The sequence below is a fragment of the Mesorhizobium argentiipisi (SeqCode) genome (genome assembly GCF_037179585.1).
Classification (GTDB): Bacteria; Pseudomonadota; Alphaproteobacteria; order Rhizobiales; family Rhizobiaceae; genus Mesorhizobium; species Mesorhizobium argentiipisi.
Genome location: NZ_JAPYKO010000005.1, coordinates 114,082 through 138,197, shown reverse-complemented (window position 1 = coordinate 138,197; position 24,116 = coordinate 114,082). Strand labels below are relative to the sequence as shown.

General features: G+C 58.4%; 17 protein-coding genes and 1 pseudogene. 12 read left to right on the top strand and 6 right to left on the bottom strand.

Annotation, left to right across the window (positions count from 1 at the left end; all coding sequences use genetic code 11):
* Nucleotides 1–719: 719 nt before the first annotated feature.
* The 11 genes and pseudogenes from O7A05_RS10410 to O7A05_RS10360 all read left to right on the top strand — a co-directional run bounded on the left by O7A05_RS10410 (nt 720) and on the right by O7A05_RS10360 (nt 14,784).
* The gene (locus tag O7A05_RS10410; RefSeq protein ID WP_337093085.1) at nt 720–1,490 is read left to right on the top strand and encodes an ABC transporter ATP-binding protein; all 771 of its coding nucleotides are present in this window, start codon (nt 720–722) and stop codon (nt 1,488–1,490) included.
* A complete protein-coding gene (locus tag O7A05_RS10405) occupies nt 1,487–2,194 on the top strand; it encodes an ABC transporter ATP-binding protein (RefSeq protein WP_337092945.1) in 708 nt (235 codons plus the stop codon). Before O7A05_RS10410 ends, O7A05_RS10405 begins: the two co-directional genes overlap by 4 nt.
* Before the next feature lie 12 nt (nt 2,195–2,206).
* Nucleotides 2,207–3,073: a branched-chain amino acid ABC transporter permease gene (locus O7A05_RS10400; protein ID WP_337092944.1), complete on the top strand. Its 867-nt coding sequence runs from the start codon at nt 2,207–2,209 to the stop codon at nt 3,071–3,073.
* 10 nt (nt 3,074–3,083) lie between these two features.
* Nucleotides 3,084–4,064, top strand: coding sequence for a branched-chain amino acid ABC transporter permease (locus tag O7A05_RS10395; protein ID WP_337092943.1), 981 nt, complete (start codon nt 3,084–3,086; stop codon nt 4,062–4,064).
* Nucleotides 4,065–4,119: 55 nt separating this feature from the next.
* Entirely contained in the window at nt 4,120–5,316 is a 1,197-nt protein-coding gene (locus O7A05_RS10390; protein WP_337092942.1) for an ABC transporter substrate-binding protein, read from the top strand.
* 170 nt (nt 5,317–5,486) lie between these two features.
* Entirely contained in the window at nt 5,487–6,782 is a 1,296-nt protein-coding gene (locus O7A05_RS10385) for an aminotransferase-like domain-containing protein (protein WP_337092941.1), read from the top strand.
* A gap of 63 nt (nt 6,783–6,845) precedes the next feature.
* Nucleotides 6,846–8,378, top strand: coding sequence for an acyl-CoA carboxylase subunit beta (locus tag O7A05_RS10380; RefSeq protein ID WP_337092939.1), 1,533 nt, complete (start codon nt 6,846–6,848; stop codon nt 8,376–8,378).
* 478 nt (nt 8,379–8,856) lie between these two features.
* Entirely contained in the window at nt 8,857–10,860 is a 2,004-nt protein-coding gene (locus tag O7A05_RS10375; RefSeq protein WP_337092938.1) for an acetyl/propionyl/methylcrotonyl-CoA carboxylase subunit alpha, read from the top strand.
* Nucleotides 10,860–12,995 carry a methylmalonyl-CoA mutase gene (gene scpA / locus O7A05_RS10370; RefSeq protein WP_337092937.1) on the top strand — a complete coding sequence of 712 codons (2,136 nt, stop codon included), beginning with the start codon at nt 10,860–10,862 and terminating at the stop codon, nt 12,993–12,995. The genes O7A05_RS10375 and scpA overlap by 1 nt, the downstream gene beginning before the upstream one ends.
* A 129-nt stretch (nt 12,996–13,124) precedes the next feature.
* A pseudogene (locus O7A05_RS10365) lies at nt 13,125–13,445 on the top strand (3-methyl-2-oxobutanoate hydroxymethyltransferase); the annotation flags it as partial.
* A 313-nt stretch (nt 13,446–13,758) separates the two neighbouring features.
* Nucleotides 13,759–14,784 carry a LysR family transcriptional regulator gene (locus O7A05_RS10360; RefSeq protein WP_337092936.1) on the top strand — a complete coding sequence of 342 codons (1,026 nt, stop codon included), beginning with the start codon at nt 13,759–13,761 and terminating at the stop codon, nt 14,782–14,784.
* On the opposite strand, the gene O7A05_RS10355 is transcribed toward O7A05_RS10360, so the two are convergent.
* The 5 genes from O7A05_RS10355 to O7A05_RS10335 form a co-directional block, all read right to left on the bottom strand.
* A complete protein-coding gene (locus O7A05_RS10355) occupies nt 14,762–16,267 on the bottom strand; it encodes a sugar ABC transporter ATP-binding protein (RefSeq protein ID WP_337092934.1) in 1,506 nt (501 codons plus the stop codon). The genes O7A05_RS10360 and O7A05_RS10355 overlap by 23 nt on opposite strands.
* Complete coding sequence (locus O7A05_RS10350; protein WP_337092933.1) at nt 16,264–17,364, bottom strand: strictosidine synthase; 1,101 nt, start codon at nt 17,362–17,364, stop codon at nt 16,264–16,266. The genes O7A05_RS10355 and O7A05_RS10350 overlap by 4 nt, the downstream gene beginning before the upstream one ends.
* Nucleotides 17,361–19,397, bottom strand: a complete 2,037-nt coding sequence (locus O7A05_RS10345; RefSeq protein ID WP_337092931.1) for an ABC transporter permease — start codon at nt 19,395–19,397, stop codon at nt 17,361–17,363. Before O7A05_RS10345 ends, O7A05_RS10350 begins: the two co-directional genes overlap by 4 nt.
* A 164-nt stretch (nt 19,398–19,561) precedes the next feature.
* A complete protein-coding gene (locus O7A05_RS10340) occupies nt 19,562–20,575 on the bottom strand; it encodes a sugar ABC transporter substrate-binding protein (RefSeq protein ID WP_337092930.1) in 1,014 nt (337 codons plus the stop codon).
* Between the two features lie 46 nt (nt 20,576–20,621).
* Nucleotides 20,622–21,707, bottom strand: coding sequence for an ABC transporter permease (locus O7A05_RS10335; RefSeq protein WP_337092928.1), 1,086 nt, complete (start codon nt 21,705–21,707; stop codon nt 20,622–20,624).
* A gap of 534 nt (nt 21,708–22,241) precedes the next feature.
* Here O7A05_RS10335 and O7A05_RS10330 point away from each other — a divergent pair.
* Complete coding sequence (locus O7A05_RS10330) at nt 22,242–23,675, top strand: FAD-binding oxidoreductase (protein ID WP_337092926.1); 1,434 nt, start codon at nt 22,242–22,244, stop codon at nt 23,673–23,675.
* A 60-nt stretch (nt 23,676–23,735) separates the two neighbouring features.
* On the opposite strand, the gene O7A05_RS34400 is transcribed toward O7A05_RS10330, so the two are convergent.
* Nucleotides 23,736–24,065 carry an ABC transporter permease subunit gene (locus O7A05_RS34400; protein ID WP_415926988.1) on the bottom strand — a complete coding sequence of 110 codons (330 nt, stop codon included), beginning with the start codon at nt 24,063–24,065 and terminating at the stop codon, nt 23,736–23,738.
* Nucleotides 24,066–24,116: the final 51 nt, after the last annotated feature.

Genomic DNA, 24,116 nt, shown 5'->3' with positions numbered 1-24,116 from the left:
CGCCCCCTCAGAAATTGGCAGTCTGGCCCACCCGTTCCATTGAGACCCTGAGCGGCGCCTAGGCAACACCGCAAGGAAGGAGTTTGGCTTTCCCAGTCGGCTGCGTTCTGGCTGCTGTCGTTCCCTCGGCTGCTGACCATGGATGTGCCTTTGCGCGGTCCGGCCGAAGCGCGCCAGACAGTTCGTGAAAAGTCACTCTCGGGCGACCGCGGCTGCTGTTGGCCTGAACTGACGTCGCTTCACATGGACCTTGGGGTTGAGGGGACGCTGCATCCTCGGCCTCTGCCGCGACAGCTGGATTTGGCCAGAGAAACTCGGCAGGCCAAAAACCCCTGTTGGACGTTGCCGGCACCTTCGGTTCTTCAAACCAAACTCATCAGACGATCATGACGCGATCCAGGCAGCCCTGACGCCAGATCGCCGGCGACGGCATTTTCAGGGTGACGGGGAGCCATCTCCTGCCTGGTATTATGCATGTGCCCGTCAAGAATCGGGCCCTCATGTACAAAACACGGCCCGCTTACAAAAACGGGCCAAGCGTCGAACTGCTAACGTTTCCCAGTCAAATCCGCGTCCACCTCGCTAGGCGGCTCAAAGGCGGAAGAGGGGAAAAGTTTGATAGAGGCTTTCACGGACACGAAAGAGTGCGGGCAGTTACTGCTCGACTTTCATCTGTCTCTCTTTCAGTCAACGGCGGAGGAGGCATGAGTTCCGCGCCAATGCTGTCGTGTGAAAAGCTCACGAAGTTCTTTGGCCCTTTTCAGGCCATGAACGATTGTTCGATCTCCGTGGGTGCCAACTCAATCACCGGTCTTATTGGCCCCAACGGCGCCGGCAAGACGACACTATTCAACTTGATCGCCGGTGCCCACCGTCCGACGTCCGGCAAGATCGTATTCCTGGGCGAGGACATTTCGGATCTCGCTCCCAATCAGCGTTTTGCCCGCGGCCTCGTTCGGACCTTCCAGATACCCCACGAATTTCACCATCTGACCGTCTTGGAGAACCTGATGATGGTAGCCCCGCATCAACCCGGGGAACGATTTTTGAGTAACTGGCTGTCGCCGATGACGACGAGGAGAGCCGAGCGGCAAACGCGCGACAAGGCGCGGGATGTGCTCGAGTTCATCGAACTCACCCACATTGCTTCCCAGCCCGCGGGCCTGATCTCGGGTGGACAGAAAAAGCTCCTGGAGTTGGGCAGGACAATGATGACCGACGCCAAGCTCGTTTTGCTTGACGAGCCGGCGGCCGGGGTGAATCGCACCCTTTTGCGCAAGATCGAGCAGAAGATTGAGTACCTGCACGACAAGCTCGGATACACGTTCATCCTGATCGAGCATGACATGGAGATGATCGAGCGCCTCTGCCAACCTGTGATCTGCATGGCTGAGGGCAAGGTTTTGATCGAGGGGGATTTCAGGACCGTCCGCTCCGATCCCCAGGTTCTCGAAGCGTATCTCGGAGAAAGAGCGGGAGCGAAGCAATGAACCCCGCCCTTGTCATGACGCATGTGCGCGGCGGTTACGGAGACGCCGATATTCTGCTCGATGTCTCGATGGAAGTTGCCGAGCGTGAGATCGTCGCAGTGGTCGGACCCAATGGCGCCGGCAAGTCCACGGCGATGAAGGCCGTTTTCGGTCTTTTGCAAGTCCGGGACGGTTCAATCGTTTTCGACGGAACCAACATCACCGGCTGGTCGCCCAACAGGATTGTTCAAGCCGGCATCAGCTACGTCCCACAAGTGGATAATGTCTTCGGTGACATGACGGTCCACGAGAACCTGGAGATGGGAGCCTTCCTGACGAAGGGCGACTTCTCGGCGGCATGCGACCGCGTCTATCAGTTGTTTCCGGATCTAAAGGGCAAGAGGAAGGCGCTTGCCGGTGGCCTGTCCGGCGGTCAGCGCCAGATGGTGGCGATGGGCAGGGCTCTCATGCTCCAGCCCAAGGTCCTTCTGCTTGACGAGCCAACGGCCGGACTATCTCCCAAGTATATGGAGCAGATCTTTCAGATCAGCCGGGACGTCAGAGACACGGGCGTCTCCATCCTTCTTGTCGAGCAGCACGCCAAGCAGGCCCTCGCCTTTGCCGATCGCGGGTACGTGCTGGCCGCCGGACGCAACCGGCACGATGGAAAGGGCAGCGAATTGCTGGCTGACCGTACCGTGGCTGACATGTTCCTTGGTGGATAGGGGCTGCTTTCGATGGCCGAATTTCTCAACTTCTACGTCGTGCCAGGCATTGTCATCGGCTCGGTGTACGCATTTGCCGCAATTGGAATCACGCTCGTGTTCTCAATTATGCGGCATGCCCATCTTGCTCACGGGGACATGGCGACTGTCGGCGCTTATCTTGCCTTGGCCGGATCCGCGTCGATCGGGCTGCCAGTCTACGTCGCTCTGCTCGTCGCGATACCGATCACGGGAGCGATCGCTGTGGGGCTTGATCGCCTTTTTTATGAACACTTGCGGGCCAAACCCAAGATCCTGACCACGATCGCCTCTCTGGGGGTTGCCCTGATGCTCCGCTCCGTCGTTCAGGTCATCTGGGGGGTCAACACCACGACCTACGCCAAAGGCATCACGCGCCCGCAGGACTGGTTCGGATTGAGAGTCAAGATCTCGGAACTGTACACGGTTGTGGCTCTCATTGTCGTGGTTTCCTGCCTGGTCCTCTTCCTCACGCGCACAAAGTGGGGAAAGGCGATGCGCGCGATGTCGGACAACCGGAATCTGGCTCTTCTTTGCGGGATCGACAACGCCAAGGTCGTCACTCTCACCTGGTTGATCGTCGGTGGGCTTTGCGCGGCAGCCGGCTTCTTCCTGGGAATGAATTACGAACTGAAGTCCATGATGGGCTGGAACATCATTCTGCCAGCTTTCTCGGCGGCCATCCTTGGCGGGGTCGGGCGCATCGAGGGCGCACTGATCGGCGGTTTGATCATAGGCGTCGTCGAAGAGCTTTCAGTCTCGTTCCTGCCGACTGAATACAAAGCCCTCAGCGCGTTCGCGATCCTTCTGCTCGTGCTCCTGGTGCGTCCCACGGGTCTCTTCATCGGCAAAGTTTTGTAGGCGGTGTGACATGGAGCTTCTTGGCGCATTGAACTACCCCATTTACGTCGCAACCTTCATCTGCATCTACGGGTTCTTGGCCATCGGCCTCAATATTCAATGGGGCTATGCCGGCCTGTTCAATGCCGGTATCGCCGGCTTCTTCGCGGTCGGCGCCTATACAACGGCGATCCTCACGTCTCCCCCGGTAGCCGACAGGCTCGGCGGCTTCGGCCTGCCGGTCTTCGTTGGCGTGATCGGAGCGATGGCGTTGTCCGCAATCATTGCTTGGCCTGTGGGAAAACTTTGCCTCAGATTCAGGGGCGACTATCTCGCCATCGTCACCATCGGAGTCGCCGAGACGATCCGGCTCATTGCGAGGTCCGAGGACTGGTTGACGGGCTCGACGCGCGGCATCAACGACGTTCCCCGGCCCTTTGGAGACTTGCCGTACACTATCTCGCAGCTGGCTTTTTTCGGCATGGCCGCCGCGATCCTTCTGGTAACCTACCTTCTCGTAGAAAGGCAATCATCCGCGCCCTGGGGCAGGATGATGCGGGCAATTCGCGACAATGAGGTTGCCGCACTGGCCATGGGCAAAGACGTCCCCTTTCGACGTCTGCAGGCCTTCGTCTTCGGGGCCGCCTTGATGGGTCTCGGCGGGGCGCTGTACGCGCACCTGGGTCGATCCATCACCCCTGATGCCGTCGATCCGATGATAGCCTCATTCCTGATATGGATCATGGTGATCCTGGGAGGTTCGGGCAACAACCGCGGCGTTCTTGCCGGCGTCGCCGTCGTTTGGATTATCTGGTCCGCCTCCGAGTTCGTCACCGACCAACTGCCAATCGAATACGCCCTGCAGGCCAAGTACGGCCGAATCTTCCTGATCGGCCTCATGCTCCAACTCGTCCTTCGCTTTCGGCCGGAGGGGATATTTCCCGAGAAGCGCCCGCTGCTGAAGGATGCTCGCCAAGAGGAGGAGCCGGACCAAGCCGCCGAACGTGCCTGAAAAGTCAAATCAACGCAGCCCATCTCGATGGGGAACACACGAATGGAGAACACACATGAATAAACTAGTTGCCGCTTTCGCGTTGGCGATGGGAGCGACGGCGCTGTCAACCCCGTCCTGGGCGGATCAGTCCATCGGTCTGCTCGGCGGGATCACTGGCGGAGCCGCCGCCCTGGCGCCCGAGATCATGAAATCCTACGACTTTGCCGTCAAGCAGATCAACGATCAGGGGGGACTGCTGAAGGGCGAGAAGTTGATCGGCGTCGTGGCAGACGATGGGTGCAATCCGCAAATTGGCGCCGATGCAGCCGGTAAGGTTGTGAATGTCTCCAAGGTCATCGGCATCGTTGGTCCTTGGTGCTCTGGCGCTGTTATATCCGCTGCCAATTCCGTTACGATTCCCGCCGCCATCGTGCTGATCACGCCGGCCGGTACCTCACCGGTAATCACAACGCTCAAAGACAACGATACAGTTTTCCGCACAGTGCCGTCGGACGAATATCAGGGGCAGGTCCTCGCTCGTACCATGCTCGAGCGCGGTGTGAAGAAAATCGCCGTGGCTTATATCAACAATGACTATGGAAAAGGCTTGGCCGAGGCTTTCAAGAAAGAATACGAAGCTAAAGGCGGAAAAATCGCCGGCTACGCAGCGCACGATGAATCAAAGCCCTCCTATCGTGCCGATCTCGCCGAACTCGCCAAGGGCGGCGCCGATACCCTGCTTGTCCTGGACTATGGTGACACATCGGGCCTCACGATTGTGAGGGAGTCCATTGAGAACGACTTCTTCAAGAACTTTGTCGGCTCGGAGGGCATGCGCTCTGCGGCGCTTATAAACGGCATCGGCGCGGACAATCTCGCAAATTTTCTTGTCTCCTCACCGAAAGGCGAACAGTCGGATGCGCTGGACACCTTCAACAACGAGTTCAAGGAAGCCGGCGGTGACCCCAACGGCACCTTCGTAACGAATTCCTACGACGCGGTGTTCCTGCTTGCGCTCGCCATAGAAAAAGCCAGCGGCGAAAAATCAAAGATCTCCGCGGCCCTTCGCGATGTAACTGCTGGAAAGGGCGATGTCGTCGAGCCCGGCCAATGGAAGAAGGCCAAGGAGTTGATCGATGCCGGCAAGGACATCCACTACAAGGGCGCTTCAGGCGAGTTCAAGTTCGACAAGAATGGCGACGTACCGGGGAGCTACGGCCTCTACAAGGTCAATGGCAAGGACTACGAACTCCTCACCACGATGAAATAACCCTCCCAAGCCCGCGGACCGCGGGCCAACTGCCAGCCGGTCGAAGCCCGGCTGGCACTTTTTCAACATGGCGCGCCTGGGGCAGCCGCAGCCGCAATGCACGCACCAGCGCCACATGTGGCTATATCCGCCATGCGCTCGCGCAGCTGTTGAAGAACGAATTGAGACCCATGAAGAATTCTCCCTACGCCGAACGAATGAAGCATGTCAGGCCTTCGGCCATCCGGGACCTGTTGAAGCTGGGCGCGGATCCGGAAATAATCTCCTTCGGAGGCGGCTATCCAGACGCAAGCCTTTTCCCGCTCGATACCCTCTCGTCAGCCTTCGAGACTGCAATTCGTGAAAGCGGTCGCGAGGCACTTCAATACACGGTCTCCAATGGCATACCGCGGCTGAGGGCCCAGATAGCCGTGCGGATGGGCGCGGAAGGGGTAAGATGCGACGCCGATTGTGTCCTCATCTTGCAGGGAGCGCAGCAAGGTCTCGACCTGGTCGCCAAGATGCTGGTCGACAAGGATGATCTGATCGTCGTTGAAGATCCGACATTCCTTGGGGCGCTGGCTGCCTTCAATCCCTACGAGCCGACCTATGCGACCGTGCCCATCGACGACCAAGGCATCGACATGGAGGCTCTTGAACGCACGCTTCGCGGTCATCCGGAAGCCAAGTTCATTTACACTGTTCCTGAATTCCAAAATCCCACGGGAGTGACCCTCAGCCTTGAGCGCAGAAAGACGCTGATCCAGCTCGCCAACAAGTACGACGTGTTGATCCTTGAGGACACGCCCTACAGAGAGATCAGGTTTGAAGGGAATTCGCTGCCTTCGCTCAAAAGCCTGGATACCGAGGATCGCGTTATTTACCTCGGCAGTTTTTCCAAGATACTCGCACCTGGCCTGCGCTTAGGTTGGGCCGTTGCCCCGCGCCCGGTCATCGAGCATATGACGCTGCTCAAACTTGCCGCTGACACCCAATGCAACACGCTCAACATGACGGCAGTCTCGCTTTTCCTGGAGCGGGCGGATGTCGAGCGCCACATAGAAGATATTCGCAAGACCTACCTTCGCAAAAAAAACCTGATGCTCGACACAATCCGGCGAAGCTTTCCCCAAGAGATCGCCTTCACCGACCCAAGCGGCGGTATGTTTACCTGGCTGACTTTTCCCGACGGCTTCGATGCTGGCGAATTCATGCAGGCGTTTTCCCTGCCGCGCGCCAAAGTGGCCTATGTCCCGGGCGCTCCTTTTTTTGCAGGCAGACAGAAAGTCAACAACGCGCGGATCAGCTATTCGACGCAAACTGATGAGCAGATCGCCAAAGGATCAGCGCGCTTGGAGTTTTGCTCAAGGAACACATGTGAGGCGATTGAAGAGGGCAGGCAGCAGTCAGATGGCAATAAACGTTTCGATGGAGGCGCTAACGGCCCCGATAGATTTTTTGGCGCTCGGTTCGGCACTCTTGCTTGACGCAACGGAGCAGAAGGCAACCTTCCCCGCAATACGTGGGTTAAGCATGAAAGATATTGTTTGATGCGCCTGGTCCTGGAGCAGCTTGAAATTCGGCGGAACGAAGCCCGGCTCGGCGGCGGCCAAAGTCGTATCGATGCCCAGCACGCCAAAGGCAAGCTGACGGCGCGCGAGCGGCTTGAAGTGCTGCTCGATGAAGGATCGTTCGAAGAATACGACATGTATGTAACCCACCGGGCCACCGAGTTCGGCATGGCCGCGCAGAAAGTGGCCGGAGATGGGGTCGTGACCGGTTGGGGGACGATCAATGGCCGCATGGTCTACGTCTTCAGCCAGGACTTTACCGTGCTCGGTGGCTCGCTGTCCGAGACACACGCGCAGAAGATCTGCAAGATCATGGACATGGCTGCCCGCAACGGTGCGCCGGTGGTCGGACTGAACGATTCCGGCGGCGCCCGCATTCAGGAGGGTGTCGCCTCGCTCGCCGGCTATGCCGAAGTATTCAAGCGCAACGTTGACGTTTCCGGCGTCATCCCGCAGATCTCCGTGATCATGGGACCGTGCGCCGGCGGCGCCGTCTATTCGCCGGCCATGACGGACTTTATCTTCATGGTCCGCGATTCTTCCTACATGTTTGTCACCGGCCCGGATGTGGTCAAGACCGTCACGAATGAAATCGTGACGGCAGAAGAGCTCGGTGGCGCACAAACACATACCAGCAAGTCGTCGGTCGCCGATGGCGCTTTCGAGAACGACATCGAGGCGTTGGAAGGGGTGCGACGGCTCTTTGACTTTCTGCCGCTGAACAATCGGCAGGCACCGCCGGTGCGGCCATTCTTCGATGATCCGGCGCGGCTCGACATGCGGCTTGATACGCTGGTACCAAACAATGCGGCAAAGCCTTACGACATGAAGGAACTTATTCTGGCGATCGCCGACGAAGGCGATTTCTTCGAAATCCAACAGGCCTTCGCCAGAAACATTATCACCGGCTTCCTGCGCATCGAAGGACAGACGGTGGGTGTCGTCGCCAACCAGCCGATGGTGTTGGCCGGATGCCTCGACATCGATTCCAGCCGCAAGGCAGCGCGTTTTGTCCGCTTCTGCGACGCCTTCAACATTCCACTCTTAACGCTGGTCGATGTGCCCGGCTTCCTGCCGGGAACCGCGCAGGAATATGGTGGGGTGATCAAGCATGGTGCCAAGCTCCTGTTCGCCTACTCACAGGCCACAGTGCCAATGGTGACGCTGATCACGCGCAAGGCCTATGGCGGCGCCTATGACGTCATGGCGTCCAAGCACATCGGCGCGGACGTCAACTACGCCTGGCCGACAGCAGAGATCGCCGTGATGGGCGCCAAGGGGGCAACCGAAATCCTCTACCGCTCCGAACTCGGCAATGCCGAAAAGATCGCCAAGCGGACCCAGGATTACGAGGAGCGTTTCGCCAATCCGTTCGTTGCCGCCGAACGTGGTTTTATCGACGAGGTAATCATGCCGCACTCGTCACGCAAGCGCATTGCGCGCGCCTTCGCGGCGCTGCGCGGCAAGAACCTCGAGTCACGCTGGAAGAAACACGACACCATGCCGCTATGAAAAAAGCGCGATTCACAAAGACTTCGGATGTTCGCTTGCGCCAGGCGGCCGGCGAGGACGAGTCGTTGATACTCGAACTCGAACGGTCGACCATAAGAAAGGCGGCGGAAAGCACTTTCGGTCGTTGGACACCTCGACCAGGCATGGGGGACAGATTCCCTCAATGCAGCTGGATAATTCAATATAAAAATGACGATGTCGGGTGCATTACAATTCATGAAGAGAGAGGGTTAATATTAATAGATCAATTTTACATCGTACGTACTTGTCAAAATATTGGAATTGGAACGGTCGTTCTTGTAGAAATTATAAACAAAGCCTCAATTGGTATGCGAAATATTCAAGTAAATATATTTAATCGTGGGGAAGATGTTCGACGCTTCTTCGAAATTGCTGGATTCGTCATAAAGGCAAGATCCCAAAATATTCTGACACTCGAGTACGTGCACCAACGAGAATCTCCAACTTGGGTAAATTGATGTTTCGAAAGATCCTGATCGCCAACCGGGGCGAAATCGCGTGCCGCGTCATCAAGACGGCAAGGAAGCTAGGCATCGCCACCGTGGCCGTCTACTCCGACGCAGACCGCGACGCACTGCATGTGAAGATGGCCGACGAAGCGGTGCATATCGGACCGGCTCCATCCTCGCAGTCCTACATCGTCATCGACAAGATACTCGACGCGATCCGTGCCACTGGCGCCGACGCGGTGCATCCGGGCTACGGGTTCCTGTCGGAGAACGCCAATTTTGCCGATGCGCTCAAGGACGCCGGTATCGCCTTCATCGGTCCGCCGGTGGTGGCGATTGAGGCCATGGGTGACAAGATCACCTCCAAGCGCATCGCCGCCGCCGCGAGTGTCTCAACCGTGCCCGGCCATATGGACTTGATCGAGGATGCCGACGAGGCCGTTCGCATCTCCTCGTCGATCGGCTATCCGGTTATGATCAAGGCGTCCGCCGGCGGCGGCGGCAAGGGCATGCGCATCGCCTGGAGTGACAGCGAAGCTCGAGAGGGGTTTCAGTCGTCAAGGAACGAGGCCAAGGCCTCCTTTGGCGACGACCGCATCTTTATTGAAAAATTTGTCACTCAGCCGCGCCATATCGAAGTCCAGGTGCTGGGTGATCAGCACGGCAACATCGTCTATCTCGGCGAGCGTGAATGCTCGATCCAGCGACGCAACCAGAAGGTCATCGAGGAGGCGCCATCACCCTTCCTCGATCCGGTTACCCGCAAGGCCATGGGCGAGCAGGCCGTCGCGCTCGCACGTCAGGTGGGATATTTCTCCGCTGGCACGGTCGAGTTCATCGTAGACGGGCAAAAGAACTTCTACTTCCTCGAGATGAACACCCGGCTTCAGGTCGAGCATCCTGTGACTGAATTGATCACCGGCCTCGACCTGGTGGAAGAGATGATCCGGGTGGCTGCCGGCGAAAGGCTACGCATGACACAAGACGATGTGAAGCTGAATGGCTGGGCGATCGAAAGCCGGCTCTATGCCGAGGATCCCCATCGCAATTTCCTGCCCTCCATCGGGCGTCTCGCCCGCTACCAGCCGCCGGTCGAGGGGCGGCGCGAGGATGGCACGGTCGTGCGCAACGACACCGGAGTATTCGAGGGCGGCGAGATCTCGATGTACTACGACCCGATGATCGCAAAGCTCTGCGCCTGGGCGCCGGACCGGAACGCGGCGATCGATGCGATGGCGCGCGCGCTCGACGATTTCGAGGTCGAAGGCATCGCCCACAACCTCCCATTCCTATCGGCGGTGATGGGACAGCAGCGCTTTCGCGAGGGCCGGCTGACCACGGCCTACATCCAGGAAGAGTTCCCGGACGGTTTTCAAGGCGTTGAGCCGGACGATACCCAGGCGTGCCTGCTGGCGCAGATCGCGGTTTTTGTCAACCGCCTGGCGGAGCAACGCGCCGCACGAATTTCGGGGGCGCTTGCCAACCATCCGCGCCGTATTGGCGAGGACTGGGCGGTGACACTTGGCAACCGGCAGTTTGTCGCCACGGCCCTGGAGGAGAGCGGGCACACATTGGTCTCGCTCGACGGCCGTGAGGCTGTCCGGGTGAAAAGCGACTGGCTGCCCGGCAGGCCACACGCGCATTTTCTTGTTGGGGCCGAGAACGTAGGGGGCAAAATAGCCCCGTCCAAGTCCGGTTGGCGGCTGCAATGGCGTGGCATCGACCTTGTTGCCATCGTGCGTTCGCCGCGTGCCGCGCAGTTGGCGCGTCTGATGCCGGTCAAGGCGCCGCCTGACACGTCGAAGATGCTGCTGTGCCCGATGCCCGGCGTCATCACTTCCCTGGCGGTGCAGGTGGGCGACACGGTCGAGGCCGGGCAGACGCTTGCGACCGTCGAGGCGATGAAGATGGAAAACGTGCTGCGCGCCGAGCGCCTGGCGGTGGTGAAGGCGATCGCGGCGAAGGCCGGCGCCAGCCTCGCGGTCGACGACCTCATCATGGAGTTCGAGTGATGGCCGACGAGCTCGAACATTGGCGTGCCCTCGCCGAGCGCGAGGTCAAGGCCGACCCGGACACGCTTACCTGGCGCACGTCGGAAGGCATCGACGTCAAGCCTCTCTACACGGCACAGGATCTTGAGGGAAACGACTATCTGGGCGGCTTGCCGGGGCAAAGACCGTTCCTGCGCGGGCCACGCGCAACCATGTATGCCGGCCGTCCATGGACCATCCGGCAATATGCCGGCTTCTCGACGGCCGCGGCCTCCAACGCCTTCTACCGCAAGGCGCTTGCCGCCGGCCAGCAAGGCGTATCGGTGGCCTTCGACCTTGCCACCCATCGCGGCTATGACAGCGACCACCCGCGCGTCGAGGGCGATGTCGGCAAGGCGGGCGTGGCAATCGATTCCGTCGAAGACATGAAGATCCTGTTCGAAGGAATTCCGCTCGACAAGGTTTCGGTGTCGATGACGATGAACGGCGCGGTGATCCCGATCCTCGCCAGCTTCATCGTCGCCGGCGAGGAGCAGGGCGTGCGGCGCGCGCAGCTCTCCGGGACGATCCAGAACGACGTCCTCAAGGAGTTCATGGTCCGCAACACCTACATCTACCCGCCCGAGCCCTCGATGCGGATCGTCGCCGATATCATCGAGTACACCGCGCAGGAGATGCCGAAATTCAACTCGATCTCGATCTCTGGCTACCACATGCAGGAGGCCGGGGCGACGCTGGTGCAGGAACTCGCCTTCACGCTAGCCGACGGGCGCGAATATGTCCGCGCGGCGCTGAAGAAAGGGCTCGATGTCGACGATTTCGCGGGCCGGCTGTCCTTCTTCTTCGCGATCGGCATGAACTTCTTCATGGAGGCAGCCAAGCTGCGCGCGGCGCGGCTTCTGTGGACCCGGATCATGGAGGAGTTCCAGCCGAAGAAGGCCTCCTCGCTGATGCTGCGCACCCACTGCCAGACCTCCGGCGTCTCGCTGCAGGAGCAGGACCCCTACAACAACATCGTGCGCACGGCCTTCGAGGCGATGAGCGCGGTGCTGGGCGGCACGCAGAGCCTGCATACCAATTCCTTCGACGAGGCGATTGCGCTTCCGACCGAATTCTCAGCGCGCATCGCGCGCAACACCCAGCTCATCCTCCAGCACGAGACGGGTGTCACGAAGGTGGTCGATCCGCTGGCCGGCTCCTACTATGTCGAGAGCCTGACCAAGGAACTCGCCGACGCGGCGTGGGCGCTGATCGAGGAGGTCGAGGCAAGGGGCGGCATGACCAAGGCGGTCATCGAAGGGTTGCCCAAGCGCCTGATCGAAGAGGCCGCGACGCGCAGGCAGGCCGCGGTCGATCGCGGCGACGACGTGATCGTCGGCGTCAACAGGTATCGTCTCGAGAACGAGGATCAAATCGACATCCTCGACATCGACAACAAGGCGGTGCGCGAGGCGCAGGTGAAGCGCCTCGATCAGATCCGCCGGCAACGTGATCCCCTCCGCGCCGAGACCGCGCTCGCGAACCTGGAGAAAATCGCCCGCACTGGCGAGGCCAACATGCTCGCAGCGGCGGTCGAAGCGGCGCGTGCGCGCGCCAGCGTCGGCGAGGTCTCCGACGTCCTGCGCCGGGCCTTTGGCGACCATGCGGCGGCGCCCAGGGTTGTGCGCAATATCTATGGCAAGTCCTATTCCGGAGAGCCCGAGTACGAGACGCTGGTTGCGCGCCTCGAAGAGCTTGCCGCATCGCTTGGCGGGAAGCCGCGCATCATGGTGGCAAAGCTTGGCCAGGACGGCCACGACCGTGGCGCCAAGGTCATCGCGTCGGCTTTCGGGGATGTCGGTTTCGAGGTGATCGCCGGCGCCTTGTTCCAGACGCCGGACGAAGCAGCCGACCTTGCCGTCAAATCCCGCGTACAGGTCGTCGGCATGTCCTCGCTGGCGGCCGGCCACAAGACCCTGGCTCCGCAGCTCGTCGAAGCGCTCAGGGCGCGAGGGGCGAGCGACGTCGTCGTGGTGGTCGGCGGCGTCATTCCTCGACAGGACTATCAGTTCCTGCTCAACCACGGCGTCGCCGCGGTCTTCGGTCCTGGTACCAATGTTCTTGACGCGGCACGCCGCGTGCTTGACCTCCTGGAAGGCAGACGGCGCAACACATAGCTGCCCGCCGGACGCGGTGTTCTGGCAGGCATACACATTCTTGATGGCAACGCGCCACCGGCCAGCAGACAAACGAGGATACTCTTTTGAGCACCGTTGTTCATACCAGGTCAGTCGGATATTGGTCCGATGAAGAGGAGAACACCTCTCGTCGGCCTCACGGCATATACCACTCCGATGGCCGCGCTGGTCGACCGGCACTGCGACTTTGTTCTTGTTGGTGACAGTGTCGGCATGCTGTTGCACGGAATGTCACCGTAGGTGTACCCTTGGCATGATGATCCTGCACGGCAGGGCCGTCAGGCGTGGCCTGGAGCGAGCTTTGATGGTCGTAGACATGCCTTTCGGCTCCTATGAAGAAAGTGAAGAGCAGCCTTTCGCAATGCCGCCCGACTGATGGCCGAGACCGGCTGCGCGGCAGTGAAACTTGAAGGCGGAGAAAGCATGGCTGCGGTACCGCTCAGCCGGTCTCGGCGAAGGTCTTTTAGGGCCGATCTGCGTTGAGGAGCGGTCGACACAACCCGTTCCGCCTAAGGGGCGCAACAGCGAATCGGCTCTCGTGAGTGCTGAATTTCGCCGCCTGAGGCCTTCTTGCCTCACGCCGAGAATGTGGCCTATGATGCTTAAAGATCGGCCAATCTGGGCGACAATAGCCGCCGGAAGCTTGTCTGGCGGTCTCCCCTGGCGGCGCAGGCCATAAGCGGAAGCAGCGCCGACCGACCGATGCAGTGCGCCTTTTCCAGTCGGCTTGCAGGAGAATGACATGTCGTGGACACATTTGCGCCAGCTGGACGAGCGTGCCATCCGTTATTTCGCAGTCGTTTGTGAAGAGCAGTCGGTGCGGGCAGCCGCCGAGCGTCTGCGTATCGCGCCATCGGCGGTTGCACGAAAGTTGAAAGAACTCGAAGCCGACCTCGGAATTGTTCTGCTGACGCGCACCTCAAAAGGTGTATCACCGACTGCCTTAGGAGTCGTCTTCCTGGAATATGTGACGCGGCGCCATCGCCAGGATTCCGAGATCATCAGTCACTTGCTGGAACTGACCCGGCTTAAGCGGGGGGAAATTCGGGTAGCCCTCGGCGAGGCGTTCCTTCTGGATTTCGTGACATCGGCCACTGCCCGGTTTCGGCAAAAGCATCCCGAGATTTGCTTTATCATCCAGGTCATGAATACCGAGCAGATCATGCAATCGCTCGAAGAAAACATCACCGACATCGGTCTGGCATTCAATCCGCCCGATCCCCAATCGGCCATCACGGTTTTTGAACGGACGAGCAATTTCAGCTGCATTGTGCCACGAAGCTGGCATGGACTGGACGGCGACACTGTTTCGGTCAGCCAACTGAGCAGCCATCCCTGTGGCCTGCTCTCGCGGGATTTCAGCGCGCGGCGAATGATTGATGCGGCGGAGAGGGCGGCGGGTGTCCGGCTCCAGGTAGCGATGGAGACCAATTCACTCTATGCGCTCAAGCAGTTTGTTTATAGCGGGCTTGGGCCAACCCTGCTGCCGGACTTTGCGATCAGTCCCAAGTCGTCAAAGCATGACATTCGCCACCTTGCAGTGTCGGACGAGCTGCTTAATAGAATTCCTGTCCGAGCCTTTATTAGCAATCTAGGCAAGGATCATCCCACGACAATGGAATTGATCAGCATCATGGACAAGCACATGGACCTATTTTGCGATGCAAACGAGGTAAAGGTGCACTGGCCATTGCGGAACAACCTCGATTGGAAAAAGTCCGCTGCAGGTTCGGTAGACAGCGAGATCAATGAACTGCTGCATACATAATTAGTTCGTCGGTCGCTGTTTCAGCCGACATTTCTTCAACGATTTTGCCTTGCCGTGCAATCAGGATGCGATCGGAAAGTACTTTAACCTCCGGAAGATAGGAAGATATCACTATCACCGAAATACCATTGTCGGCAAGCTTGTTGAGAAACTCATGAATTTCAGCGATGGCGCCGACGTCAACTCCGCGTGTCGGCTCGTCGAAGATAACAATTCGTGGCTTTTGTACAAGCGCCTTAGCAATGACAACCTTCTGCTGATTGCCCCCTGAGAGCTCGATTACTTTTGCGCCAGGATCAATGGCGCGGACGCCAAGCGCAGTGGTCCAGGAGCTGGCCAACTGGCGGGCCATGGCTGGCGTTACGATTGCCAACGGGTTTGAGCGGGTTGCCACCTGTCCGATCTGGATATTCTCCGAAATCGACATCGTCTCAAAAAAGCCCTCAAGCTTCCGGTCCTCAGTCACATAAACGATGCCGTCCTGCACGGCCGGACGCGGTGTTCGATAACGCACCTGCCGGCCTTCGAGCTTGATTGTGCCTCCATGCAGCAAGTCGCGCTTGATCAACCCGGCCACAACCTTCATCATCTCGGTACGGCCCGCTCCAACAAGTCCGAAAACCCCTGTGATCTGGCCGGAGAAGATGGAAAACGAAGAGTTTCGCACCATCTTTCCCATCGACAGGTTTTCTACCTCGAGCAGCTTTTTGCCGTATGGTCGCCTACGCCGCGCCGTAGCCCCATGGGCGCCATATATTTCACTGGTCAGTTCGCGCCCAACCATCGCTCGGATGATCCTGTCGTGATTGAAGGCGGAACAAGTATCACTCGCGACCAGTTCACCATCGCGTAGGATTGTAATCCTGTTGGAGATGAGCAAGGCATCCTCCAGTGCGTGGCTGATGAAGACGATCGAGACGCCCTGCTTCTGCAGGCGGCGAACCAGGCTGAAGAAGTGCTTCTTTTCCTCCGGCGTCAATGTCGCGGTCGGCTCATCAAAGATGATGACGCGGGCCTTATGATGTACCGCGCGGGCGATTTCCACCATCTGCTTTTGCGCGCCGCCCAGGGCGCTCACCAGGCTGGTGGGGTCGACCTGAAAATTCAACGACTGCAAGAATTGCTGAGCCTCGATGTAAAGGCCGCGCAGGCGGTTGAATAGTTTCTCATTGCCAAGGTAAATGTTCTGGGCAACGCTCATCGATGGCACGAGATTGGTTTCTTGGAACACCATGGCAATGCCGTTTGCCAGCGCATCGGAGGGGGTCCGGAACGTTATAGCCTTGCCATCAAGCAGAATTTCTCCGGACGAAAGCCGGTGGACACCGGCAATCGCTTTTGTCAGCGTGGATTTGCCCGCCCCGTTCTCTCCCAGGATCGCATGGATCTCGCCGCGCCGCAGCGTCCAATTAATGTTCTGGATGGCTTGGATCCCGCGAAAGGCCTTGGTGGCCTGCCTCAATTCGATGATCGTTTCGGTCATAGTTGTCCAGACTCTGCCTTGGCAATGAGCACGACGACGTTTGTCCCCTTGGCCGCAACCAGGAGACCGTCGGGATAATCGAGGGTTGCAGTCACGCCGTGGCGAGTTCCGCCCGCTCGGCTGTGAAAGCCGCGGAGCGGTTGCATTTCGGCACCGCAGCGGATCACCAGTCCGTATGATAACGTCGGCGCCCAAGGTTTTAACAAACCCATTTGCTTGACGGCGCCTCCTTGGAGGGGCTCTCCAAAATTGGTGCCACTCGACAGGGCCGGCGCGATCCAGAAGCCGGGCTCGATATGTTTCAGCATCTGTTGGCGGTACTGGTCCTCCTTCAGAACGAATTCAACCAGTTGGTTTCTCGGCGCGAAAACCGACAGCCAATATCCGCCCGAACGAGCGGGCTCTATCCTTGACGGATAGCCCGGCAGATTGCTCAGGACCACGGCAGGTTGCACGGAGCGAGCCTCAAGCGACACCACCCGATGCTTCCAGGCTTCAGATATCAGCACGCAGTTGTTTGGCCCTCGGGCGATGCCGGCCGGGAACGCTAGCCCGTCCGCCAACAACTCAGATTTTCCATTGGCGAGATCAAGCTTCACCACGGAGCCCGAGGAGCGACGCTCCATAAGATCCCTTTTCCAATCGGCGGCGTTGTTGTCAGCTGAGCCATTGGCAACGAGAAGGGTATTTTCATCGACAAAAGCAGCCGCCGTGGGACAAGTGAGATTTTCCATAACTTCTGTAGTCGCGTATCCGTCATGCGGCCCGCCACGAATGACTATGCCCACACCGTCGAGGCCAATCGCAATCGCGCCCTCAGGTGAGGCGGCGAGGCTGGAAATCTCGCTGTCAAAGGGCTGGACGAGCTCATATCCGGTTTCGCTTCCAAGCGTCACCCGACAAAGATTTCTGCCGCTCGATAGCCAAGTAGCTTCCGAAGCCAAGACGAGGTTGTCGGGTGCCGGCAGCCTGGCTATCACCGCGGCGTTTTCGAGAAGGTCGTTGGCCTGTAACGGGCCATCGTAGACGGGCACTGTGATAGACGCTTGCCCACGTCCCAACATTCCATCGAGCCAGCGTATAGCATGTTGGATCATTTCCTGCCCCAGTAACTCGACATACCGGTCCAGTCGGAGCGGCCGCGCTCTAGCGTGTATCGCCCGATGCGATTATTTGAGATGCCGCCGATAAATAGACAGCCTTTGTGTTCGCGCATCGAAGTAACCATGGGATGGTTGATTCCGCCCAGGTCCCAGAGTGTTTCGACGACCTCGCCCTGGGGTGTGAATTTGACGATGCAGCCCGTGTTGATGTTGGGAAATATCCAGTTGTCGCGGGCGACTTGCCGCGCCATTCGGCGCCGGAAACCGGGCATGCGTAACGCGAGGTCCAAGGCCGGCGAGCGCATGCCGACAAGCGCCAGCCAGAACCCACCGTCGGAGGCGCGGTTGATGTTGTCCGGATAGCCGGGCAAATTCTCCACGACGCTCTCCGACTTTCCCTTTTTTGGTCCGTCAAACCAATAGCGGGTGATACGGCAAGCCCAGGTTTCTGCGTAGATGAACGATTGGCCATCCTCGCACATGCAAACGCCGTTGGGAAAGATCAGTCCCCGGATTTCGGTGCGGGTGGTCCCTTTTGTAGGATCGTAGCAGATAATGCGGCCATTCCCACGGCTCTCCAGTGCGTCGACCGGCCAATCGTGCATTCCATAACGGACTGTCGCTTCGCTGAAGAAAATTCGGCCGTCGGGCGCGATGTCGAGGTCGTCGGCCAGCCTCAATTGGGAATCGTCGACAATAGAGGTCAAACTCCGGTTGGTTTCATCCGTCAGTTTGGAGACAATCCTGTCCTGTGCAACCTGATAAAGTCCCATTCCGGCGACGCAGACGATCAGATTGCCAATCCGATCGAAGGCGAGGCCCAGCGGCTGCCCTCCAATATGAGCGAACAGTTCCTGCCGCTTATAGTCGGGCGCGAAGAACCGGATGATGTCGCCATTTCGAGTTCCGCAATAAAGGTCATCGTTGTCGTCTAGAATGACATCCTCAGGGGATTCGATTTCCCCGAGCCCGATCACTTCGACGCTCCGCAACCGATCGTTGATCTCGAAAGTCCGCCCAAGATCCGAACGTGACTTTGCCAGATCCGGCAATTGTGCATAGGCGGGTGAGATGTAGACAGACCGCAATAGCTTCTCGCGGTTCTTCAACCAGCGGACATCAAGGTAAACCGCGGTAATCAAGACAAGGCCCAATATAAGCGACGCGGTGGGGCCAGTCACACCAAGAGAGATCAAGCCGTTTGTTAGAACGAGCACGAAGATGGCACCCATGCTGGCCTTGGAGACGGAACCGCGACCGCCGCCGAGTGAAATGCCACCCAGAACCACGGCTGTGAGCGCCTGGACCTCAAGGCCAACTCCCGTGTCCGTGCCAGTGCTGCCAAGCCGCGCAGCCATCAGGAAACCCGCCACGGCACAAAGCAGACCCGACGCCGTATAGGCACTGAAGATCGTGAGGCTGACGTCAATCCCGGCATTGAAAGCCGAGCGCCGGGCGCCCCCGACGGCCTGCAGCCGCCAACCGAAGCGCATACGTGACAGCACAACATGCCACCCGATCGCAATGATGAGCGCAATCCCAAATGAGACTGGCACCGCGAACAACGTACCATAACCCAAGAAGTCCCAGGTGGGCGAATCTGCCATAGTCGCCATGATCGCCGTCGAGAATTTCGCGAAAACTAGTTCGTAAATCGAGCGATAGATAATCAGGGTGACAAGGGTCGTGAGGAAGGCGCGGATGCGTGAGTAGCCGATCAACACGCCATTGATGGCACCGCACAGGCCGCCAACGGCCATCGCAGTGAGGAAGGCAACGAAGACCGACTGTTCATACACGTTGATACAGATGAGTGTCGCAAGTGCTGAAAGCGCAAACACCGAACCAACGGAAAGGTCGATGCCTCCCGACATCATAACGATTGCCAGCCCGAGGGCGATTAACCCAAATTCAGCAAGCTGGCGTGCAAGGTCGAACAACGCGTCGATGGCAAAGAAATTCAACCCTGCCAGTTCGATTGCGGCTATTAGACACGCCAACGCGGCGAACGGAATGGCATTGTCCATCCATCGCTTTGTCAACAGCTCACCGATGATGTGATCGGGAACATATCTATACCGCAGCTTTGTTAATATGCCTACATCATACATAGCGATTACCAGTATAAAGTGGAGATCAGGTGATCATATCCGGAAGTCGCCGGCTATCTTGTAGCCGGCGACCGAGCTTTCTACTGCATGTCTGTCAATGACCAGCAATTTCGTACATTGACGTTGCTCTTGGTGATCATTCGCAAGGGCGTGAAGTAAGTCGTCTTCACCGCGCCAGCTGCCGTTTGGGTCTGCAGAAACTCCGCAATCTTCTGGTTCAATTCCATGCCCTGAACCGAGGTGTCGTAGGTGACGTAGAGGTCGAACAATCCTTTCTTGACGTTTTCGCATGCGGCTTCGTTGCCGCCGCCGCTGGTCACAAGGAAAACTTTTCCGGTCTTTTTGGCCTCCGCGATGGCAGCCGCCGTTCCAACGTCCTGGCTATCCCATACCCCCCATACGCCACAGATATCCGGATGCTGCTGGAGGACCGTTTCCATGATTGCACGTGCCTTGGAGGGATCGTAGTTCGCAGCTTGCTCGGACACGACTTGGATCTCAGGATGCTGGGACAAGACGCTATAGATCCCTCGCATCATGTAAAGATTTGCGGCGCCGTTCGGGACGCCCTGCAAGAGTGCCACTTTGGTGGATGGGCCTTTGCCGGCGCCGCAATGATCAACCAGCGCCTGCGCCTGCACTTCGCCCAACTTGACCTGATCGACGCCGATGAACGCGTCGGTTGTGTAAACCGAGTTCATGTTGATCTGAATGGTCTTGATGCCGGCCTCTTCTGCTCGCTTCAACAGGCGGGCATAAGACTGAATATCGGGGTTCTGCACCACCAGCACGTCGGGCTTCTCCTGGATTGCGGCGGTAATGGCACGCGTTCCGGCGTCGGTGCTCCAATTCGGATCGCGGATATCGAACGTGTATCCGAATTCATTTGCCTGTTTGCGCATCGCCGCCGCCCATCCTTCGGTTAGGTCGAAGCCCATGGCCAGAGGGACAAACACCACCTTTTTACCCTTGATGGCGTCGTAGTACGGCGCCCTGGTGGCGTCATCGAGCCCCTTCTCCTCGGCCAACAGCATGCTCGCCGATGCGATGAGTGTTGTGGCCGCGAAAGCCAGCGAACTCAATAGCTTTTTCATTTCATTTCCTCCCTTACTTGGTTGCCATAGCAGCGCCGCCAAAACCTCAAATATCACCTTGCTGGGATGTCTGTTCGTCCCGCGGATTGACAGCGGACTCTATGAAGAGCGCGGTAAGCAAGGTAACGCTCTTCACCAGGTTCTGGACGGTGTATGGCACGTTCATGATCGTCATGCCGTTAAGCAACACGCCCACAAGAATCGTGCCCACGATGACGTTCCTTATGCCGCCGCGTCCGCCGCTGAGTCCGATCCCGCCCAGGACAACGATCAGCAAGACGTCGTAGATCATCGTCGAATTGTAGATCCGCGTGTTAATTCCGTTGGCTGCAGAAGCCATCACGATTCCTGCGCAGTAGGCGACTGCGCTGCTGACGGTGTACTCGGCCATTGTTAGCACCCGCGTGGGGATGCCTGCGGTGCGAGACGCGAGTGGATTGTCGCCACTTGCGTAAACGTAACGACCGAAAATCGTGAACTTTAGCGCCAAGAAAAGCAGCACAGCAACCAGCGCGAACAGCACGATCGGCGTCGGAATGGCTACGCCGTTTCCATTGATGGTCGGCAGCGTAAATATCGATCCGTGACCAATGAAGTCGAACCAGTCATAGCCGGTTGGCGTGTTCTGGCTGTCCAGCTGAAAGAAGAAAAGTCGGCCGACACCGAATATCACCGACCCCATTGCGAGCGTCGTAAAAATCGCTGGCACCTCGGCATACGCGACCAGAAAGCCGGTCGTTAAGCCGACGAGGATGACGAAAATCGCGCCAAGTAGCAGGGCGTAGTAGAAGTCGTGTCCCCCTTGGGCGAGGTTGAGCGCCCAAGACACCGCTACGACCATCGTAGCGATCATGGCGAGATCGATGCCTCGTCCGATTACAACGAGAGCCATCCCCAGACCCAGCATTCCCAATACGGAAACGCTGCGGACGAGTGCGATAATGTTGTCGACACGGTAGAAACCGTCGCCAAGAATGATCGCAAAGCCGCATGCAAGGACAACTGCCAGAACGAAAACAATGCCTTCTTGGGATAGCCGGCGTTTCGAACGCTCCTCCCGCATGGCCGGGGCAGTCACAGCACTTTCGGTGGGAGCCGTCACTTTCCCCTGCAAGGCTATTCCGGGTTCCATAAAGGGCCTCAATCTGATCGAAACGCGACACCTCGAATGAGATGCGCAATTGGACAGAAGACTGGGACTGGCTTGTGATCAACTCATCGGCACCAGAGCGCTTTTCGCACCCGTAACCTCCGATCGTCGGCCTCCCGCCCATCTGCTATCGGAACGGCCTCCCACCGCCATGGCCGATGAGCAAGACTAGCAGCAGTGGCTGGGACAATCGTCTTCATAATTGCGACCACCGCGCTCGCAATTTGTTGACGCCAGTCATTAATTCCAAGGAGTTCGCGTTCTCATCTTTAGCGAACCACGCGCTTAAAAAAGCACTATGCGGAGGATGAATCTGACGCGTAGTTTTATAATTGATCGCAAACAGAGGTGGATCCTCGCGGCGGGAACCTCTGGGTCGCAAACCCGTGCGCCGTGTACAAGCAACTGACCAACACCTTCAACCCCTAAGAAGGCGTCGCGCGAAAAGCGGGCCCGCTCGCACATCGTTGATGCAACTAAGCGGCTGCACGAGAGAATCTGAGGAGATCCGCGGCTATGATTTCAGATACCGAAGTTGATACGAGCCTAGTCGACGGAACAGGTATTGCGGAAGCGGTTGAGAAACTGCGCAACCGATTTGGCCAAGCGGTCTCCGTCAATGAAACGATCCGCAAACAGCACGCGAACATTACGACGTGGCATCCTGTGCAATCGCCCAACGCAGTCTTCTTTCCCAGATCGACGGACGAGGTCTCCGAAGCCGTGCGCATCTGCGCGGAACATAACGTGCCAATTATTCCTTTCGGCGCCGGCACGTCACTAGAAGGTAATGTCAATGCACCCTTTGGCGGAGTATCCATCGATCTAAGCGGCATGTCGGAGATCTTGGCCGTGAATGAGGAGGACATGGATTGCGTCGTTCAGGCCGGGGTGACGCGTAAGCAACTCAACGAATATGTCAAGGCGACGGGCCTGTTCTTCCCAATCGATCCGGGCGCCAACGCGACGCTTGGCGGAATGGCATCGACGCGAGCTTCCGGAACGAACGCGGTTCGTTATGGCACGATGCGGGAAAACGTACTTGGGCTTACCGTCGTGATGGCCGACGGCTCGATCCGAAAGACTGGGGGGAGGGCGCGCAAATCGGCGGCTGGCTATGACATGACCCGGCTTTTCGTCGGCGCTGAAGGCACACTCGGCGTTATTACCGAACTAACGGTCAGGCTTCACGGTGTGCCGCAGGCAATTTCATCTGCGACCTGCTCCTTTCCAGATTTGCTATCCGCGTGCAACGCGGTGATCTCCACGATCCGATTTGGACTTCCGATCGCCCGGATTGAACTTTTGGACGAGATTCAGATCAGAGCCTGCAACCTCCATTCGAAGATGTCGATACCCGAGCAGCCTACCCTGTTTCTCGAATTTCACGGAACGGATGCCGGGGTTGTTGAGCAGGTGGAATTATTCGAGGAGATTGCCCGGGAATGGAGCGGCAGCGATTTTGGACGGGCGTTGCGGCCGGAGGATCGAAGCAGGCTATGGCAGGCGCGCCATGACGTGTATTGGGCTTGCCTGGCGCTACGTCCCGGATCGAAATTCATCGCTACGGATGTTTGCGTCCCAATCTCACGACTTGGCGATTGCATGGTTCAAACACAGAAAGATATTTTAGAAACAGGATTGGTTGCACCGATCGTTGGCCATGTCGGCGACGGCAATTTCCATGTCTCAGTAATGGCGGACATTAATGACGCGGGCGAGATGCAGCGCATTGACGACTTCATAGGCAGACTCAATCTGCGCGCTATTGAAATGGAGGGAACGTGCACCGGCGAGCATGGAATCGGCCAAGGAAAGCGTGGCTTCCTGCTAAGGGAACACGGCGACAATGTCGAAAGCATGTGGGCGGTCAAGAGGGCGCTCGATCCCGGAAATATCATGAACCCAGGGAAGATCTTTGCCACCACCTTCCTTGAAAGGTTACGCTGAAGCGAACCAGCGCCAGGCGAACCACATGTTTGGCATCCCTTATGGCAGCCAGGGCAACGGCTATGTGAAGCGTGGCCGCAAGCCCAGGGGCGCGCGCATGGATCCGGCTCCGACGAAGGCGACGCGCATGACGTCGGTCAGGCCGACGATCGAGACCAGTGCGGTATCTTTGAACAGCGAGATGCAGAGATTGCCATAGGCCGGCAGGGCGAGCCTCAGCAACTGCGGTCCAACAACCAGCAGCCAGCGCTGCCAGGCGTTCAGTCCAAGCGACATGGCGGCCTCGGTCTGGCCTGCCGGGACCGCGGCAATGGCGCCGCGGAACACTTCGGTCGCATAACCGCTGAACACGACCGAGAGCGCGATCACGCCGGCGGTGAAGGCGTTCACCTCGACATACCGCCCCGCGATACGGCTGGCGAGCGTGGTTCCGCCGAGTAG